General features: G+C 45.1%; 15 protein-coding genes. 3 read left to right on the top strand and 12 right to left on the bottom strand.

Annotated elements, in window-relative coordinates:
• Positions 1–352: 352 nt before the first annotated feature.
• The 6 genes from X919_RS0111660 to X919_RS0111635 form a co-directional block, all read right to left on the bottom strand.
• Positions 353–1,528, bottom strand: coding sequence for a dicarboxylate/amino acid:cation symporter (locus X919_RS0111660; RefSeq protein ID WP_028900266.1), 1,176 nt, complete (start codon positions 1,526–1,528; stop codon positions 353–355).
• 139 nt (positions 1,529–1,667) lie between these two features.
• Complete coding sequence (locus tag X919_RS0111655) at positions 1,668–2,711, bottom strand: DNA/RNA non-specific endonuclease (protein WP_028900265.1); 1,044 nt, start codon at positions 2,709–2,711, stop codon at positions 1,668–1,670.
• Between the two features lie 108 nt (positions 2,712–2,819).
• Positions 2,820–3,071, bottom strand: a complete 252-nt coding sequence (locus X919_RS0111650) for a type B 50S ribosomal protein L31 (protein WP_004379101.1) — start codon at positions 3,069–3,071, stop codon at positions 2,820–2,822.
• Between the two features lie 104 nt (positions 3,072–3,175).
• Positions 3,176–4,558, bottom strand: coding sequence for a hypothetical protein (locus X919_RS15375; RefSeq protein ID WP_036917945.1), 1,383 nt, complete (start codon positions 4,556–4,558; stop codon positions 3,176–3,178).
• 31 nt (positions 4,559–4,589) lie between these two features.
• Positions 4,590–5,429, bottom strand: coding sequence for a DUF5689 domain-containing protein (locus X919_RS0111640; RefSeq protein ID WP_028900264.1), 840 nt, complete (start codon positions 5,427–5,429; stop codon positions 4,590–4,592).
• Between the two features lie 16 nt (positions 5,430–5,445).
• Positions 5,446–7,977 carry a TonB-dependent receptor gene (locus tag X919_RS0111635; protein WP_028900263.1) on the bottom strand — a complete coding sequence of 844 codons (2,532 nt, stop codon included), beginning with the start codon at positions 7,975–7,977 and terminating at the stop codon, positions 5,446–5,448.
• Positions 7,978–8,161: 184 nt separating this feature from the next.
• Here X919_RS0111635 and X919_RS0111630 point away from each other — a divergent pair, with 184 nt between their 5' ends.
• Positions 8,162–9,265, top strand: coding sequence for a lactonase family protein (locus X919_RS0111630; protein ID WP_081759467.1), 1,104 nt, complete (start codon positions 8,162–8,164; stop codon positions 9,263–9,265).
• 204 nt (positions 9,266–9,469) lie between these two features.
• Here X919_RS0111630 and ccsA read toward each other — a convergent pair whose 3' ends face one another.
• From ccsA to nrfH, 4 genes are all read right to left on the bottom strand, one after another.
• Positions 9,470–10,288 (bottom strand): cytochrome c biogenesis protein CcsA, encoded by an 819-nt coding sequence (ccsA, locus tag X919_RS0111625; protein ID WP_028900261.1) that lies wholly within the window; start codon positions 10,286–10,288, stop codon positions 9,470–9,472.
• A gap of 2 nt (positions 10,289–10,290) precedes the next feature.
• Positions 10,291–11,256 (bottom strand): cytochrome c biogenesis ResB family protein, encoded by a 966-nt coding sequence (locus X919_RS0111620; RefSeq protein ID WP_028900260.1) that lies wholly within the window; start codon positions 11,254–11,256, stop codon positions 10,291–10,293.
• A gap of 195 nt (positions 11,257–11,451) precedes the next feature.
• The gene (gene nrfA, locus X919_RS0111615) at positions 11,452–12,948 is read right to left on the bottom strand and encodes an ammonia-forming cytochrome c nitrite reductase (protein WP_028900259.1); all 1,497 of its coding nucleotides are present in this window, start codon (positions 12,946–12,948) and stop codon (positions 11,452–11,454) included.
• Between the two features lie 77 nt (positions 12,949–13,025).
• Positions 13,026–13,628, bottom strand: a complete 603-nt coding sequence (gene nrfH, locus X919_RS0111610; RefSeq protein ID WP_028900258.1) for a cytochrome c nitrite reductase small subunit — start codon at positions 13,626–13,628, stop codon at positions 13,026–13,028.
• Between the two features lie 509 nt (positions 13,629–14,137).
• Here nrfH and X919_RS0111605 point away from each other — a divergent pair.
• On the top strand, positions 14,138–14,356 hold the full coding sequence (locus tag X919_RS0111605) for a hypothetical protein (RefSeq protein WP_028900257.1): 219 nt from the start codon (positions 14,138–14,140) through the stop codon (positions 14,354–14,356).
• Between the two features lie 25 nt (positions 14,357–14,381).
• Complete coding sequence (locus X919_RS15370) at positions 14,382–15,998, top strand: hypothetical protein (protein ID WP_051502525.1); 1,617 nt, start codon at positions 14,382–14,384, stop codon at positions 15,996–15,998.
• 264 nt (positions 15,999–16,262) lie between these two features.
• Here X919_RS15370 and X919_RS15365 read toward each other — a convergent pair whose 3' ends face one another.
• Together X919_RS15365 and X919_RS15360 are read right to left on the bottom strand one after the other, a co-directional pair.
• Entirely contained in the window at positions 16,263–17,885 is a 1,623-nt protein-coding gene (locus X919_RS15365; protein ID WP_051502524.1) for a hypothetical protein, read from the bottom strand.
• Positions 17,886–17,896: 11 nt separating this feature from the next.
• Positions 17,897–18,109 (bottom strand): hypothetical protein, encoded by a 213-nt coding sequence (locus X919_RS15360; protein WP_036917943.1) that lies wholly within the window; start codon positions 18,107–18,109, stop codon positions 17,897–17,899.
• Positions 18,110–18,210 lie beyond the last annotated feature (101 nt).

The following is an 18,210-nucleotide window of genomic DNA, read 5'->3' as shown; positions in this document are numbered from 1 at the left end:
AACATCCTTTAATTTACTACTATCCGTAAGCGATACGTGCGTGTAATTTACGATTGCAAAGTTATGAAAAAAAATGAGACTTTGATGCTTACACACCCATAAAAATGCTTTCGAACACAATTTGACACACATGAAATCTTTTCAGAAATGCTGTCCGTCCATGGACGAACAACTAAAAATTTAGAAAAACATACCTTCGTCCATGGACGGACAATCAAAAATAAAAAAAACACATGAGCGCCTATGGACGAACAACCAAAAAAGAGAAAAACAAGCGTTCGCCCATGGACGAACAGCAAAAAATAGCAAAACGATGTGTTTGTCCATGGGCGAACACATCGTTTTATTGCCACTATGATTGCACTTCAACAGGGCGCTTGCGGAAGATTTTATTCACTACCACGGCGATGGCACCATCACCTGTCACGTTACAGGCTGTGCCAAAGCTGTCCATCGCAATATAAAGAGCGATGATGAGTGCTTGCTCTTCGGAACCAAAGCCTAACACTGAGGCTAACGGAGCCAAAGCGGCCATCACTGCACCACCGGGAACTCCTGGGCCAGCAACCATACAAATGGCCAGCAACAACATGAAATTGAGGAAGAGTGGAAAGCTATGAGGTAGCCCATTCATCAGGCAAACGGTGAGTGCACAAGCCGTAATCTTCATCATGGAGCCTGACATGTGAATCGTAGCACACAAAGGAATGGTGAAGCCAGCCACTCCCTCGTCTACTCCATTCTTGAGCGTTTGCTTCAATGTCACGGGAATGGTGGCTGCCGAAGACGATGTGCCTAAGGCCGTGAAATAGGCAGGCAACATATTGAAAAGCAGACGAAATGGATTTTGCTTGGCAAACAAACCCGCAGCCACAAACTCATAGAGTAGCACTACAATGTGGAGCACAAAAATCACCACAATGATTTTAGCAAACACCAACAAGATATGATAAGCCTCACCACTATACGTCATATTTAAAAAGATGCCAAAGATGTAGATGGGCAGCAAAGGAATGATAATTTTCTCTATCACACGCTCAACGATTGTGCCAAACTCATTTAGCCCACGCTTCAACACATTGCCTTTGCCATAAGCCACGCCCAAACCAACCATGAAAGCCAGCACCAAAGCACTCATCACATCCATCAAAGCGGGAATATTGAGTTCAAAAAAGGGTTTCAATGCATGAGGCTGCTCAAGGTGAACACCTTGTGTGGTCGACACCAACGATGGGAAAAGCCAGCTGCCTGTGCCATAAGCCAACAGCCCTGCCAGCACGGTATCGGCATAGGCCAGCACTACGGTTACCAACAAAATGCGACCAGCTGTGCTACCAATATTGGCAATAGATGGAGCTACCATCCCCAAAATGATGAGCGGAATCATAAAACCTAAGAACTGGCTAAAAATGCTGTTGCCCGTAACAAAAAGGCGCACAATGGGCTCACTAAACACATTACCGCAAATTACACCCAACAAAATGGCTACAAGGATGCGCGGAAGAAGACCAAACTTAAATGATTTCATATCGCTGAATACACTAAAAAGATGATTGAGTGAGCAAATTTACAATTTTATTTCTAAAGTTATTGGAATTGCTTTCGATTTATTATAACGAATCTCTTTCCACATGCTACGACTGCCAAAGCGTGCTGAAAGAAATGGATTATTGGTTAATGCCCCAATCTTTAAAATCGAACTTCACCGCTTGCAGAGCTTTATTTTCTACCTCATTTTCAATATCATCAGTCAGATTGCAGAAAAAGTCGATGCCTGTGAGGCGTTGCAACTCAGCAATATTCACCATGTAATCGGTTAATCGAGTGCTGATGCCCCGCTCTTTCATTTGCTTCATCGTGAGGTTGCGGTGCTCAACATAGAAGCCAAAGGCATGGTAGCCCGACGCGTTTTTGAGCAACACGGCCATGAAAAAATATTTGGGTACGATGAAGTTGCTACGCGTATAGCTCAAAATTTGGTTGGCCTGGTCGATGGTTCCACCCTTACATATATATAACGTGTCGTTAGGTTGCAAATGGCTACGCAGACAGTTTTCCATTTTCATCCAAATGCCCGCATTGAAATTGTGCACCTGAGGCTGCATGTTGGCCATATAGAAAGTTTGCTCGTTGGCCTCTTTCGAGTAGATACGATCTTCAGATGCACAGATATGTCCACGGTCATAGCCCCTTCCTGAGCCATCGGGAAACAGGCTTTGACTAAATTCATTTGTCACGCGCGGCTGTTCGTCATTGGGGATTCCAGGTGCCCATTGAAAGGGGTCTCCATGCCATTTATTGTCGGCCTTCCAGTTAGCTCTGTTCCATCCTTTAGCCCTTGTCTGGGCAGTGCTCATCCAGCAGCTCCACCGTTGTGCTCTTTTGGCGTGATCCCATTCCAAGGCATAGTTCATTGCTTGATGAGAGAGGTTGGCAGGATCAGCCACACGGTAAACATAAATAGAACTGCCATTGCCATGGAGCTTCGGAAATTCTAATCGTGTTACTTCGATAGGGGTGCCAATGGGTGCCGCATTTTGATTTTGATTATTTTTTGCAGACGTGGCATTTCCATTGTTTTGTTGATGCGAAGTATTGGGGAGTTGTCCTCCGGGATTAGGCGTGTAGATGTCGGGATTATCGTTTCCACCACAGGCTAAAATAGCAAAAGCCGCCGAACAGAGTACAAAGGAAAGGAGCTGACGTTTCATTTTATATGCGAAATCAATAACATAGAAATAAAAAAAGTGTGCTCAAACGCATATGCAACTACGTTTGAACACACTTTAAATGGAATATATTCTTTGCAAAAGATATATTTACTTTTTCAACTTACCGTAACGGTTCATGAAGCGGTCAACGCGACCAGCTGAGTCAACAAGCTTGCTCTTACCCGTGTAGAAGGGGTGAGAAGTGCTTGAGATTTCAATCTTTACCACAGGGTAAGTCTCGCCTTCAAATTCTACAGTATCATTGGTTCTTGCTGTAGATTTTGTAAGGAACATATCGCCGTTGGACATATCTTTGAATACGACGGGGCGATAGTTTTCTGGGTGAATACCTTTTTTCATTTCGTTGATAATTATAATTTATAAAATTGTTACTAATCTAACAGGCTGCAAAGTTAATGAAATCTTTGCAGCCTGCCAAATTTATTTAAAACGTTTTTAAATGCTTAGTTGGCGTAGGTGATGACAAACTTCTTAATACGAAGTTGTGATGGGGCACCTGAGCCTGTGGCGTTATTAGTGAATGTTACAGTAGCAGCGTTGATACCGATGATGGTATATTTGAGACCGTTGAGTGCAACGGTTCCGGCTGTTGTTTCGAGATTGCCACTGGCTGTGTATTTGTCGCCTTTATATTCATCGCAGAAAAGTGTGATAGAAGCAATTTGCTTGCTGCCTGCATTGAAAGAAATGGTGTTGCCAGGATACATGCGAATGGTTCCGCCACCAGCACTATAAAACTTAGGAGCGCTGTTGTTAGAGCCTTTTGCAGTGGTAATGGTGGTACCATCGGACATTGTTTGTGTACCAAACTCTTTGCTATTGGCTATGCCAAAGCTTGCAGCCGTAACTTCAGTTGTTGTAGTCGGTGCTGAAGGTGATGGAGTTGGTGTGGGAGTGGGCGTCAGTGTTGGCGTGGGTGCGCTACCGGGAATGAGTTGCGTACCACCATTTACCGAAACAAGTTTGTTCTCCTTGTCGATTTCATTGGTGGTTCTTCCATTCTTAGTGTAAGCTTTCAGATGACCAAGTACCACAACGGTTTGACCCACTTGCAGCTGGTTAGCTGATGTGAAATCGGCACCATTGAAACTCTTACCCGAGAAGATTTGCAGCTCGTTAGCTGTTGTTCCATCATCAGAGATGTAGTAGGTGAGGCTCTTGTAAGTTGCGTTATAGGTAGGAGCCTTGCAGATAATGCCCTTTACATAAACCTCATTAGTCGGGATTTGATTATTCGTTATCAAATTGATGGCATTGGTAACGGTATAAGCAGTAGCTTCTGTATTGACAGGTGTGCTGGGTGTAGGCGGTGTAACCGTTCCACCACCTTGTTCATTGAGCTTGTAAATATAAGTAGCACCTTTGCCAACGGTCTCGGGTGTAGTGCCTTTATAGTTAACAAATGGACCATAGATAACGACTACATCACCTACCTTAATTTGATTGGCTGCTGTAAACTTCGCATTGGCGAGGAACTTACTCTGAAAAATATAAAGCTTGTGATTGGGATAGTCTTTATCAATGATATAGTAATCGGCGTTGCCATAGGTACCAGTGTCAACCTTCTTGATTTCGGCAACCACACCTTTTACGTATATCGGTGCCGTATTTTGATCGGCAGGCTCATCCTTTAGTTTCTTTATGGCTGCAGCTACATTGTAGGGATCGGCTTCCGTACCACTACCTATTGGCGTAGCTATTGTAGGGGTTGTGGGATTGTTACTATTTTGGTTGGGTGTGTCATAGGGTGCAGGAACATCGCTGCAGCTGGTGAGAGCTACGGCACTTACGGCCAAAAGAAACAATGCGTTGATAAATTTTTTCATTTTGCTTTGCGTTTAAAATTGTATTTATGTTTTAATTGGCTGCCTTAACATCGCTAACTTGACGAATGATAATCTGCCACTTGTTATTATAACGTGTAAAAAGTCCTGTAATGTCTACTTGACCTGTGGGTAACTTGTCTGCAGCAAAATCAGCATAGACGCTGGTGCGCACAACAATATTATTTTCGTTGAGCCCTACCAAAGCACGCTCGCAAGCATTATTATTTACCACATCAGCACGGTTAGCATAATCCTTAATTCCTGCCTGTTGAAAGGCCACATTCTTGATGGTCATCACTCTTCCTGCATTTTCATTGAGGTAGTTAGCGTCGGTTATACGACTTTGATCGAATAGAGGAATTGTAGGTGTTATGGTGTGGTTGGTGTAGTTGAAGTGCTGATACCAACGGATTTTCGACATGCGGCTTACCGATTCTTGATTCCTTTCGCTACTATAAGGCGTTCCTATCTGTGTTTGATAGCCATAGTTGCCGATGTAAAGTCCTTTAAGATAGACCAAAATCTCGGTACCAACGGGCAGATAACCAGCGATGCCATTGTCACTGATGGCTATCACAATGGCACCAGTTGCATCTTGCAAGCTAATTTGACTAAACACATTACCGCCATTATCATTGGCCATAACGTAGCCTTTGATCTGAATGTCGTCGGTAATCTCGGCCATGCCATAGGGTTGTGCCAACTGTGTTGCGTAATTGCTCTTGAGCTGTGCAATGGAGATGACATGGGTTTCGGTGATAGCACTGTTACCACGCGTGTAGTGAGTGTCGACAGAATCCCAATCACCATTCATGCAACTGGTCATCAGTAGACCAGCGCATGCCAGAAAGATATATTTTAAATGCTTCATATTCGGGTTGCTTGAATTAGAATTTATAAGCTACTTGCAACATGCCGTTCATACCATAGGCATAGTATTTCTTCGGATTGCGTGAGAAATTGTAAGTGCGACTGCTGGTGCTTCCATCATTTTTAATGGAATAGTCGCTGCGGCTCTGCTCGTAACCGCCCGTTACAATCTTTTGGTTGTTGAGCAGATTGGTCACCATGAGGTTGATGGAGAGCGAACCTTTCTTCAGGCGAATGCTCTTGCCAATGCTGGCGTCGAGCATAAATCCACCATGGCCTTTCTCCTGTGGTGAAACGATATAGTTGCCCTTGTCATCAATGGAACCAATCTTTTGGAGTGCCGACGCATAGCGATAGTAGGGTGAGTAGCCCAGATAGATGCGGTCGTAGTAGTTGCCGTTGAGGTCGATAAACCAGCCGCCTTGATGGAAACTAAGTCCTAAGTTGGCTGCAGTAAGAGGTGTTCCACTCTCACGCATGCCTTTCACCAATGCTTCATCGTCATTGTAAACCCCTTGCGTAGAGTTGAGGTAGCGCACGTGGGCGTTACTCATGTTTTTCGCTTCGCTGAGCGTTCCGATAGCTTTTAGATCGAGGTAGGATGTGAGTTTGAAGCGCAAACCGAATTCCACACCATAATAAGCTTTTTTCAGATTGCTGAGAGCATTGTAGGAGAACGAATTGATATCGTCAAAATAAAAGCACGTCCATTCTGTGGCATGCCCCACGTAGCTATAATAAGCGTTGAGGTTAGCATGCAACCACGAGGTACTGTATTGGTAGGAAGCCTCACTGCTGAAGATGAGTTCGTTCTTCAAATCGCGCACGAAATCGTTGTTCATTTCGGCCGCTTGGAAGGCTACACTGGCTGTGGGCGCCTTACTTTCTAAGCCCAATCCCAACGAGAACACATGGCCATGACTCAGATCAATCGATGCAGCTGTCTTACCACCACCGCTGAGGAAATTAGCCGTTTTGCTCTTACCAAACGAATTGTTGGCAAACAAACCGTTACGCATTTTACCATCGCGGTTCATGCCATCGTAGCCAATTTTCCCAGCCACGCTATAGTGAATGTTGCGGAAAGTTTCGGTGTAGCTGGCCCATGCGTTGCCACGAACGACATTGAGGTTGTAGTCATAGCCAAAGCGGTCGCCCTCTTTCACCAGTGCATTCATGCGGTTTAAGTCGTATTGCACGGCCGATGAGTTGGCTGCATAGGTGCCGATGGCGTAGTTATTGATATTATGGAAACTGTTAGCACCAAGCAAATCGTCCATCGTTTGATAGTGGAATCCCTTGTTGGTTGCTGCCGTAACACCAACATTCAGCGTATTTTTGGCAGAGAAGTGTTTTGTTAAGGTTGAAGCCAACGTGAAATAAAGATTATTGTTGTAGCGTGCTTGCACATAGTACATGGCATCGCCACCTTGTTGATTGATGTTGCGATTGGCAGCATAGAGCTGATCCCAATTGATTTGACGGTGAGCCTTGTCGCTCGATAACCACTCGTAGGCCAACCGCCAGTCAGCTAAATTTTGTGCTGTTTGAAATCGAGCATTATTGCCCCATACATCATAAAAATTACTGGGCAATAGCTTGTAGTAATCGGGTTGTGGGTTGTCAGCATTATTATAATTGAGCTTGGTGCTCTTGTAAAGGCTATATTTCCCGAGCAGTGTAGTAGTAAGCTTCGAGGTATTGTTGATGTTCCAATCCCATGTGAGCAGCGCAGTTGGCGCAAAGTCGTTCACCACACGCGAGTTACGGCGTTTGCCATTCTGATAGCCCCAATAGGGATTGTATTGGTTATTGTTAGCAATCCAAAAACTCTCATCCGTAGCCGCGCCTTGTGCACCACGCTCTGTGGGGTTACCCCATGTAGCAAAACTCAGACTATGGCTACCCATAAGTTTCTGAACACCGAGGAAATAAGAAAGGGCATTATAGAAAGTACCTTCCACATAGCCTCGATTAGCCCAACGATAGGTGAGACCAGCACTGAAAGCCCACCCCTTAGCGTTGAAGCCACTATTATAGGTGTACATGCCACGCAGAGTGTAGTTGCGGTTGGCACCAGCAAGGCTGATACGCTGTCCTGTGGACATACTGCCAGTGCGGAAATTATAATTGTTACTGCCTGCCATGGCAGTCATACCATAATTATTGGCTTCGAATGGGAGTGAAAAGTCGACATTGCGTGTTTGCTGGTTCAGACCGCTGATGGAAGAGAAAGCAAACTGGCCGCGTTCAACATCATTTACGGGTGCGCCATTGATGAAAATCTCGTTGTACTTTTGGTTAAAGGCGCGATAACGAAACCTCATGGGCGAGAACAAAAAGCCCACTTCGTTGGCGTAGGCATTGGTAGTTGAATTGAGGATGGTTACGTTTTGGCTCATGTTGTCGTCTTCGCCCAACTGTGCCTCGGTGAAGGTAAAAGCGTTTTCGTCTAACGACTTTGCTGCTTGCTGCGTTTGATTGCTCTGTGCCTGCGCGAGAGTAGAACAACACACCGCAAGCACCATTAATGGGAGCTTCTTTTGCATAGATAGATGGTAAATTGAATGAAATAAATTATTGCTGTGCAAATATATAAAATTAATTTGAATGGAAGCGTGGGTTGCAGTGGTTTTTTGTGGATGGCAAGTAAGACGATAACTAAAATGTTTGCTTTTCTCAGAAATAATTGCGAATATTGCAACGTAAAATGAACTTAATTAGTGACTAACAATGATGAATTTTAGCAAACGGATGCAGATGCTGCTATGCTCGGCATTTACTTTTTCGCTGTCAATGTGGGCGGGCGATGGATTAACCATGATAGTGGGTACCTATACAGACACAGGCAGCACAGGACTTTATAGTTTCATGTTTAATCAGCAGACTGGAGAAACTATACTGCTCGACTCACTATCAATGACCAACCCTTCGTATCTTACCTTTGCGCATCGTCCTCACCTTTTATATGTGGTGAGCGAGACCAACGACAATCATGCGGCTGTTTGCACCGTGGGTCTGAATGAGACCACTGGCCAGATGAGATTGCTCAATCGTCAACTCACGGGCGGCGAAGACCCATGCTTTGTGGAAACCAATGGACGCATGGTGCTCACTGCCAACTATTCGGGGGGAACAATGAGCGTGTTTCCTGTGCTACGCAATGGACTAATTGGGGCACGACGCTATCGGTTTGCAGGACATGCCGACCCCCGTGCTGCTGCGCCGCAAAACACAGCCCACGTGCATACCGCACGCTTTGCACCGAATGGCTGTGTCTATGCCACTGATTTCAGCGCCGACCAATTGCTATGTTTCAAACCAACCTCATCCACATCGCTTAAGCCATTGGGCGTGGTCGGACGCCTTCCCCGCGGTGAAGCACCGCGCCACATAGCCTTTGCGCCCAACGGACGCTATGTCTATGTGATGAGCGAACTTGGAGGTGCCGTGACGATGTTTAAACGGAAAGGATATCATTTAGAGCGTTTGCAAACCATAGCCTCGGACAGTGTGGGTGGACGTGGTGGGGCTGACGTGCACCTCTCGCCTGATGGTCGCTACCTTTATGCCAGCAACCGCTTGAAAGCCGACGGCATCTCTATCTTCAAGGTGGATGCAACTACGAGTATGCTCTGCAAGGTGGGCTATCAACCTACAGAGCCTCATCCACGCAACTTCGCTCTCACACCCAATGGTCGCTATCTGCTTTGCGCCTGTCGTGATGGTAACTGTATTCAGGTGTTTGCACGTGATGCCGAAACAGGCTTACTCGCAATAAAGCAAACCATTAGGTTACGCAAACCTGTATGCATCCGGTTCAAAGTGAGGAATTAACACATACGAGCGTACCCCCTGCAGACTAAGGCAGAATCATTTCATCACGTGCCGCATCATCTGCCTTTATCAGATGGTGAATCGGCTACACGAAGCACCATCTTTTGTGCACAGCAGGATGGCTCGTGTGTTCGTTTGCACTCGATTTCATCTTCACATCGTGCTTCGACTATGCGAGACACTGCTCACAATGGGCAGGATGGGCTAACTGTTGTAGGTGTGGATGCTCATGCCTTGCGCCGATGGCAGATAGTTGATGCCCCACCAGCACATTTGCAGTAACACGAAGGCGATGAGGAGCAGGCGCAGTGACAGACGAGGATTGGCGCGTGATGTGAGGCGCAGGTGCATATAGAGCAAATAGGCTAACCAGGTGATGGCCGCCCAAGTCTCCTTAGGATCCCAAGCCCAATAGTCGCCCCAAGCATCTTTGGCCCATAGCGCACCAAAGAGCATACCGATGGTGAGGAAAGCCCAACCCATGCCTACCATGTTATCAATGCTAACGAGAGTGATGGAGGTTGTCATAGGTATCGATGACGTATTAGTCGTAGACTCGCTGGCACGTATCTTCCACAATAGAAATATGGCCATGAGGGTGGCCGCGCCAAAGAGGGCGTAGGCAAACATATAAACAATGACATGGGGGGCAAACCACGGACTCTGTAGGGCCGGCATCATTGCTTTGGTGTGGATTTCGGGTTTCAATAGGTTAATACCAATGAATACGCTGGCCAATAGTGTGGAAAAGCTCAAAATCCAATGATAGCGGCTACGTGCATAAACAATAATACCAGCCAGAGGAAGGAAGAACGAATACCACAGACGGGTTTCGCCCATAGTGCGCATAGGTGGCCGCTCAAGCGTGTGCCACATGAGGAGGATATAGATGAAGAATATGGTTAGACCGATAGCGGTTAAGAGATAAGCCACACGCTGTTGGCGTTTCCAAGCACAATAGGCCCCAATGCTCCAAAAGAGGATTGCAGCGATAGCGAAATAGATGAAATATTCCCAAATCATAGTTATTCTGGTGTTGAGGATATAATGTCTTTTGTTTTTCCTAAACTAAAAAAGAGTAGCACAGCTCCAAGGAGTAGCAATCCGATGCCAAGATAGACGAAGGGTAGCCAAGGGTCGGCCACAAGTTGAAAGATGCTCACACGATGGGTGGAACCCATACTCTCATCATAGCTGTATTGATAGACTTTCCAACCTGCGAGATACGCTGGCTTATTGACCTCAATGGTGGTAGCCAACGTCTCACCTTCCTTGGTATAGATGTGCACTTCACTGGCATAGCGTTTGGGTGAAGCCATTTTCATAAGTTTAGTTTTACCCTTACCAATGCCTACCTTTTGCAGCTCGGCGGGATATTCTTCGAGGATGAAGCGCTGCAGTTCGATGGCCAAGGGCAACTCAACTACATTACCTTGGTCGTCAAACGCACGCCACTCGGGTTGTCCGGTAAGGCAGTACATCTTGAGGTTGCGTTGATCGGCAGAGCCTAATGTGCCGCACACAAGAGTGATAAACAATCCAACATGGCACACAAGACTGGGGAGCTTTCGCTTGCGGAAAGTACTGATTTGATGGAGTGCAGTCAAGGCTATGATGCTACAGAGCCAGAGATAGACGAGCACGAACGGCCAATAGGTGAGCATATGCGAGAGGCCGATGGGATCGATAGCTGGGCTTACGCCTGGCGCTTGCCGAGTGATGCCCATGATAAAGGTGAGCACTAACGCGAAACCAATGGCGGCTACAGCGGCTGACGGTGTACAAAAGTATTGCACAACGTAGAGTCTTTTGCGAAAAACGTAGAGCACACCGAGACTTAATAAGTAGAATCCGAGGGTGACAAGATTGGCAGGGAAGGCAAAAAGTTGCCAATCGATGCCGCCTATGAAGAATTGCAGCAACTGCCCAACGATGATGAGCCCTCCACCTATTGCAAGCCCCTCACGAATGGTCCATGGTTTATTCCACATGATGGTTTAGTTCTTTTCTTGCTCGCTGAAGTGCGAGATAGGATTATTTTTACTTGAAAGGATTATTTGTAAAAGGATAGTTCGACATGCAGAATTGATAGTCATCCCCCTGCCTGCCATGCTTAACATGGGTCTATCTTTTTAGCGAAGGCTGCAGAGAGGTAGCTATCAAGTCTGTTTTAAGTGAGGCGCTCCTTACATGGGTTGTGTAATGAAGCGTTTATTTTGCTTTGCTTTCTGAATCCATTGCGGAACGATGGTGTTTAAAAAACGTTCCTTCTTGCTGTTCAGTGCAGGCATGTCAAGACCGATATAGCGCTGTGCCTTTTCCTTTGTTGATATGTCAGGAAGTGGAATCTTGCCTGTAAAACCATGTTTTGCCACTACTCGAGCGATCTCTGTACGAGCGTCTTGCGTGTAGGCCATCGCATTAGCTAAAAGGCGCATTACTTCTAATGGGGCATGGAAAGCTGCTCCATGACTTGCTAAAGCATAATCCCAGCGCCATTGCCCCTTGCGAATGTCATCAAGTGCCTTTGCCATTTCAGGCTGCGTAGCACCTTTCTTCCAAGCAAACTCGGCTTCTAAATGTGCTGTAGCCAACTCGTGGTTCACCTTCACTGCAAAATCATAAACTTTCTTTTGTTGATCATAAACATTCTGTCGTAGCGTTTCAGCATCTTGCCGGTGACAGGTTTGACAGGTACGATCAATCTTAGCCAACGGACTTTGTACATGGTGGTCGGTGTATTTAATGCCACCTTCTTGCATGTAAGGCATGTGACAATCGGCACAACTTAACCCACGCTGTCCATGAATACCCTGCTTAAAAAGTTCGTAACCTGGATGTTGTGCCTTTAAAATCTTAGCCTTTGACAATGGGTGAATGTAGTCATAAAAGCCAATGCTATCATAATAGGCTTCGGCGGCTTCACAAGTAAGTCCCTTGTCTTGTGGAAACTTTAAGTATTGGTGGTTGTCTTTCTCAAAATAATATTCGGTGTGGCATTGTGCACAAACCAGTGAGCGCATCTCTTGATGGCTGGCCTTATTAACATCTTTACCAGCACGCTTCCATGCTTCATATAATGCAGGACGAGCAGGGCGTAATTCCATTGTGCGCGCATCATGGCAATCAGAACATCCCACAGTATTCATCACTTCGGGACCCCAGTCACTCCATTTTGCACCATAGAAGGCTCCAATACCTTTCTCACGCATCAAGCGTGGTATATCAGGTCCCTTACATGTCCAGCATGTTCCAGGCTGAATATCACCGTCGCCATCGATACCCGGATTCCCTGTTCGCAAAATCTTTCTAAGGTCTTCAATAGCATGGCGATGGCCACGTGGCGTGTTGTAGTTGCGCGAAAAGGCATAACCTGCCCAGATGATTACAATATCGGGGAATGCTTTAAGAATATCTCGCTCTTGTGAGCCATTATACATACTCTTGAAAGTGGTGTCAGCCGTCATCGCCCACGTTTCATACTCCCGTGGGAAGTCTTCCTTAAATTTTTCATTCTGCGCGATAATCGAATCGGTCATGGGCACACGCCGATTGTTGAAAACACTGGCAACTTCAGCTCTCCGTTCGAGTAGTGAGAAGCAGAGAAGGCCTAAAATAAACACAATGAGCATGGAACCGCCAAACAGCATCCAGCCTTGCCATTTCTTTAATTGCTTAGCCATATTCTTTAAATTTTTAGATTTCACAAATGATGGTATTTCTTTTATTTATTGCCTATATATAATATAAAGTGTAATCCTCATCGCCCTAAAGCCTTTTGTAGCCATTCGGGAACAGGATTGGGGGGCAATGGTACCTGTGATTCAGCATTAGGTGTCTTTGCAAGACCATTCATTCCACCATGAGGCACACTGCGATGGCAGTCCCAGCAGGCCAATCCCTCACCTCGTTTAGCCATCATATAGTTGATACGTCCTGTCTTCACAAATTCCTGATTAAGCTGTGCATGACACCGAATACAGTTGTCCATAATCACGTTGGCAGAACTTTCTTCAGCCATAATTGCTTGCCGTTCGGAGTTAGTAACAAAATAAGCCACGTGCTTCATACCATCCATCCCCTTAAAAAAGTATTTCTTAACTATGTTCTGATGAGGCACATGACAATCATTACAAGTAACATCTCGTCCATGTGAAGAGTGCGCCCATGTAATATAATAAGGTGTCATGATATGGCAATTTACACACGCTGCAGGGTCATCACCTATAATATAGGTGTGCAAGCGTAGCGTATAAGCGAATAAAAGCACCAAACCAATTATGGTTCCACTCATTGTGAGGCCTATGACTTTCTGCCGATAGGTGATGCATCTAATCCATTTATGTAAACCACTTAGATTCATAATCTTTTGTTTAGAAGTAGGTCACAAAGCTAAAGAATAAATTAACAAGACTGGTAAAAAAAGAAGAAAAACATCCTCATTTATAAGGATTTTGTATAAAAAGTGAGCTAAAATTGAGCTGCTCAGAAGTGTTTTATGGATGAATAGACTGGAACAAAGCGTGTTTAGGAAACGGCTTTCGCATTGTTTCTGCACTGAAAACTTGTGAGATTTCAAAAATCGAAGTAACTTTGTCACTACTTTTAAGGATAATAAAAACACCAGAAATCAACTTCTGATGGATAAGCTGAGGCATTGTCTCTTAGTGGTTTTCCTCAAGACTGGCTCTTTAGTCATTCAAATAATGGAGTCTTTTATACACGCTTCAACAACAATTAAATGATGAAATAATGGCGTTGCGTGCAATGTCAGCAATGCTTTTGTTATAGCAATGAAAGCTGTAAAGGGTCGCAATAGCTTTATTGTAAGTTCCCTTTGCATGCAGATGAATATAAATTGATAAAATGTTTATGGAAAAAGCAGTACGAACGAAACGGGTTTATATGAAGCCCGAGAGTAAGGTTTACCCTGTACCTGTAGAGCATTTGTTGGATGCTGCCAGCGGAAACGCAGGTGTTATAGATTATGGTGGCGATGGTGGTGATGCCAAGCGCAACACCTTCTCCTATGAAGATGATGATTGGGGCGATGACGATGCCGCATCACAGCCAACAACCCTTTTCAATTAAGAATAAAAGTAATGAGGGAAATGTTATGAAAAAATATGCAATTCAAATTTTAAAAGTTGTATCCCTTGGCATGCTCATGGTGGCTTGTGCCAATGAAAGCCGAGACGACGTGCCATCGCAGTCCACAACATCAAATGAAACATCCCACGCGGTTGCTACCTTCTCGGGTGCGCAACCACTCGATCCAGCGCCTACTCACACACGAACAACAGCTACCCACGTGAGAGGCGGCATAGCCAATGTGTCTTGGGAAACCACAGACAAGGTGTGGGTTAAAGCCACAGATGGGCAGTTTCATTTGAGCAATGCCGCTCAATTCCATCCCGTCACGCCACCTGCAACCGTCAATATGAAGCAGGCCAACTTCACATTAGCAACAGGAAATTATGGTTTTAACCCCGAGGTGCACTACACGGGACATAATCAACCAGCCAATCGTGTGACCATTGCGGCTGCGCAAAGCCAAGCCACCCCCAACGATTTCAGCCATTTGGCACAAGCTGGTGATTGCGATTCGGCAACAGCTATTGGCGGAGGTGGCGATTTCCATTTCACGCTTGATCACAAGGCCAGCTACTTATGCTTCGTGCCACGCTGCACAAACACCGACTTAGGCCCCAACATCTTTTTGCAAAAGATTGTACTAACGGCCGATAAGCCCATTGCGGGAACTTATGATTTCACCGATGGTCAGCTCGATGGCAAATTACCACTTTCGGGCAGTAGCAACACCATCACGCTCACAGTGAACAACTTCTCGCTCAACACGACCACCGAATCCCTCCCCACCAATGCCGCCTACATGGTGCTTGCACCTGGAACTTATAATTTCACTATCGCCTACACGATTAAAGATCCCTTAACCAATGTTGAAGGGACGATTGTGAAAACAATTAACAATTTTCAGTGCACAGCCGGGAAAATTCGTGATGTGAGAGCCCACTTAGTACAAGGTTTGATAGATGTTTCTGGCACCTATTTCATGTGGGATGCCGCTGATGGCCAAAACTATTGGTTAGGTCACGACCGCGTGGGAGGCAAATATCCTGCAACGCTCGTTCTCAATGGCTCACGAACAGCCGACTGGGCTGCTACGCCCGATACGCGTTGGTACAACACAGGCTATGGTTATAAGGTTGCTACCAACGCAATACATTCTGCAGCCGCACAGCCCAATGTGAACCTCATGTGTCATTTCCCCGAGTTTGGTGACGCTCGTTGGGATGCCAACAAGCTATGGATTATCTATGGCCATTTGCAAAAGGGTGGCATTTGGATTAAGCGACGCACAGCTTTAGGAGCAGCCAACAAGAGCACTGATTATTGGGGAATTAATTTCACCAACAATGGTTCGCCAAACACCTACGTAGAGCATAAAGGTTATGCTTCAGACTTCACGCGACCGCTTAGCCGTGCAATCCCCACAGCAAACGACTTGCCCAATTATTTCTTCCTGCCTGCCAGCGGTTATTATTTAGATGGATTAACACACGATGTGGGCATTGGCGGACATTATTGGACCTCGTCTGGCTCGTCATCGAATGCCAATAATGCCTATTATTTCTATTTCAACGACCACGAAATCCACGTGAGACAATTCCTCCGTTGGATAGGATCGCGCATCGCTACGTTTGAAAATTAAACGAATAAAACATGTTTGAGAGCAGGTGTGGAACACATCAAACCACACCTGCTCTCTTTTGTTTTCCTCCACAGCAAGCCATCTCTTCAGCACTATTCGTCAAAGATTGTGCCACACCAATAGTACAACCTTCCACTCTGTGACGCATCGTAGCTTGCAATCACACCACGTAAGAATGAGGATGAATGCAAAATAAAAGGTTCTTCGGCGATAACCGAAGAACCTTTTATTTTTGCTCATATTTCACTTGAACCATGCATTTCATCACTCAAAGCCCTGCTCCACGGCTCCTGTCCTATTCGATGCCATACCAATAAACATGCCGTCTGGATAGAAATCTAAGTAATAACTATAATCACTCCCCCAGCCAGGTACCAAACTTGAAGTATGACGATACCCATATGTTGCAGAATTCTTTCGATAAATTCCATCATCATAATAACCAATACCTGGAATCATGAAATACTTACTGAGTTGATTCTTTGGAGGCCTAATACCAACGTGTGTAATATCATATTTTATTGCACCTGGTAACGCTTCCGTCAATCGATTATGTCCATCTGGTGCTAAATTGGGATTCATACTTGGAATATTCACCCTACGTAGTACCCACCAAATACCACACCACAAGCGGTTCTGCCATACAAAGAGTTCATTGGTATCGCTATACCAATCGCCATCCCGCCCATACCACATCATTTCGTTTACATTTGGCGTACCATTTGATGACGTACCCTTGCCGTACCAGCGTGCATCTGTAGCAATTGTAGGATAGTTACTACCATGTACTCCACTGGGGGCATTTGACGGAACATAAGCTGCCGCTCCCCATTCCCAATAAGGATAGGCGGCATTCCACATATAATGTACCCAATTGTTATAAGTCATGATAGGTTCAAGATTGGCTGTAATATCATCTATCTTCCCAGCCACACTATTCACTGTTACATATTTCGTGATGGTACCTTCTATCTTCCCTACAGGATCAGGATAATCCGTAGTATTGCGTAACCAGTAACGCACCATTAAGTTGTGCGTTCCAGGAGCCAAAACCACATAGGTAGCATTTTTATCAAGATTGGTCGCAGGGTTATTCAATTCAAATCCATTTCCTCCATTATCTGTAGTGATGGTAATTGTTTTTGTTCCTCCAGAGACTAATTGCAGAGACCCATCAGCCGCAAAATTGTAATTTCCTGCAATATCATCATCGGACGAGATTTCAATTCGGATTAACTTGCTACGCTGTACAATAGCATTCGACGATCGTGGCAACAGACACAGATAGCTATTCTGATGAGACAACGTAAAATTGAACTTGACAGGATTTCCCGTAGCACGCGCCGTTCCTACGCCACAATCTCCAGCTGCACCAGCATGTTCGAAGTTATTTCCTACACTCTGAATTTGACTACCTGAGATTTTCACTTCCGTTGCACTAACAGCACTGCTTCCCATATAGCGCACTTCACAACCATCAAGATAATCAGAAACTGCACCTGGTAATGTAAATTCGGCACTACTTCCACCATCATGAAGGGTTATAGCTATACTCTTCTGCCAATTGCCATATTTATCTTTCACAAAAATAAAATCATTACTACTCCAATAGGCATCAGCACCATTGCCTATAGTATGCTTAATGAATGTACGTGTCTTTGCGTTAGCTGTGTTCCCTCCGTAAATTAAAGCACGTGATGATGTAGTTAACTTTGGTTCATCAATTGAAAAATGTACACCCTTTACTTCTTCTGTGGGTTGTTTGCCATTCTTATTGTCAACGGAAAGATTGTCGCTTGCAGGACTATCACTTGAGCATCCTGCAAACAAGCCTATGGCAAGGAAAAGCAAGGCAACATTAAAATACGCTTTAAGTTTCATCTTCATTATCCTCCTTGTTATTCTTTATCTCCGTTAGTTAATGCAGACGTGGTTTCGTCTTCGTTGTCCCATTCACCCCATTCCACATTACTACGTTTGGCATCACCATAAGTTCCACCTTGGCCAATGTGTTTGTGCTGACCACTCACAGCCTGCAATAAATGCTCAACTGATACTTGTATTACTTTCGCTTCGGGCTTCAAATAAGCCCTTTTTCTTTTCTCATTCATATTATATGCTGAATTTATAATGTTTTAAATTAATTTCCACACGAAAAGGGTGTGCACGAAGTTATGAGAAACTTCTTGCACACCCTTTGTTTGCGAGTATT

Origin of the sequence: Prevotella sp. HJM029 (assembly GCF_000599605.1) — a bacterium.
Taxonomy (GTDB): Bacteria; Bacteroidota; Bacteroidia; order Bacteroidales; family Bacteroidaceae; genus Prevotella.
This window is presented reverse-complemented; position numbering and strand designations above follow the sequence as displayed.

Coding starts and splice junctions, on each gene's coding strand:
- X919_RS15365 (WP_051502524.1), bottom strand. CDS start 17,885: ATGAAGATGAAACTTAAAGCGTATTTTAATGTTGCCTTGCTTTTCCTT.
- X919_RS0111655 (WP_028900265.1), bottom strand. CDS start 2,711: ATGAAACGTCAGCTCCTTTCCTTTGTACTCTGTTCGGCGGCTTTTGCT.
- X919_RS0111605 (WP_028900257.1), top strand. CDS start 14,138: ATGGAAAAAGCAGTACGAACGAAACGGGTTTATATGAAGCCCGAGAGT.
- X919_RS0111630 (WP_081759467.1), top strand. CDS start 8,162: ATGATGAATTTTAGCAAACGGATGCAGATGCTGCTATGCTCGGCATTT.
- X919_RS15375 (WP_036917945.1), bottom strand. CDS start 4,558: ATGAAAAAATTTATCAACGCATTGTTTCTTTTGGCCGTAAGTGCCGTA.
- X919_RS0111650 (WP_004379101.1), bottom strand. CDS start 3,071: ATGAAAAAAGGTATTCACCCAGAAAACTATCGCCCCGTCGTATTCAAA.
- X919_RS0111640 (WP_028900264.1), bottom strand. CDS start 5,429: ATGAAGCATTTAAAATATATCTTTCTGGCATGCGCTGGTCTACTGATG.
- X919_RS0111635 (WP_028900263.1), bottom strand. CDS start 7,977: ATGCAAAAGAAGCTCCCATTAATGGTGCTTGCGGTGTGTTGTTCTACT.
- ccsA (WP_028900261.1), bottom strand. CDS start 10,288: ATGATTTGGGAATATTTCATCTATTTCGCTATCGCTGCAATCCTCTTT.
- nrfA (WP_028900259.1), bottom strand. CDS start 12,948: ATGGCTAAGCAATTAAAGAAATGGCAAGGCTGGATGCTGTTTGGCGGT.
- nrfH (WP_028900258.1), bottom strand. CDS start 13,628: ATGAATCTAAGTGGTTTACATAAATGGATTAGATGCATCACCTATCGG.
- X919_RS0111620 (WP_028900260.1), bottom strand. CDS start 11,256: ATGTGGAATAAACCATGGACCATTCGTGAGGGGCTTGCAATAGGTGGA.
- X919_RS15370 (WP_051502525.1), top strand. CDS start 14,382: ATGAAAAAATATGCAATTCAAATTTTAAAAGTTGTATCCCTTGGCATG.
- X919_RS0111660 (WP_028900266.1), bottom strand. CDS start 1,528: ATGAAATCATTTAAGTTTGGTCTTCTTCCGCGCATCCTTGTAGCCATT.
- X919_RS15360 (WP_036917943.1), bottom strand. CDS start 18,109: ATGAATGAGAAAAGAAAAAGGGCTTATTTGAAGCCCGAAGCGAAAGTA.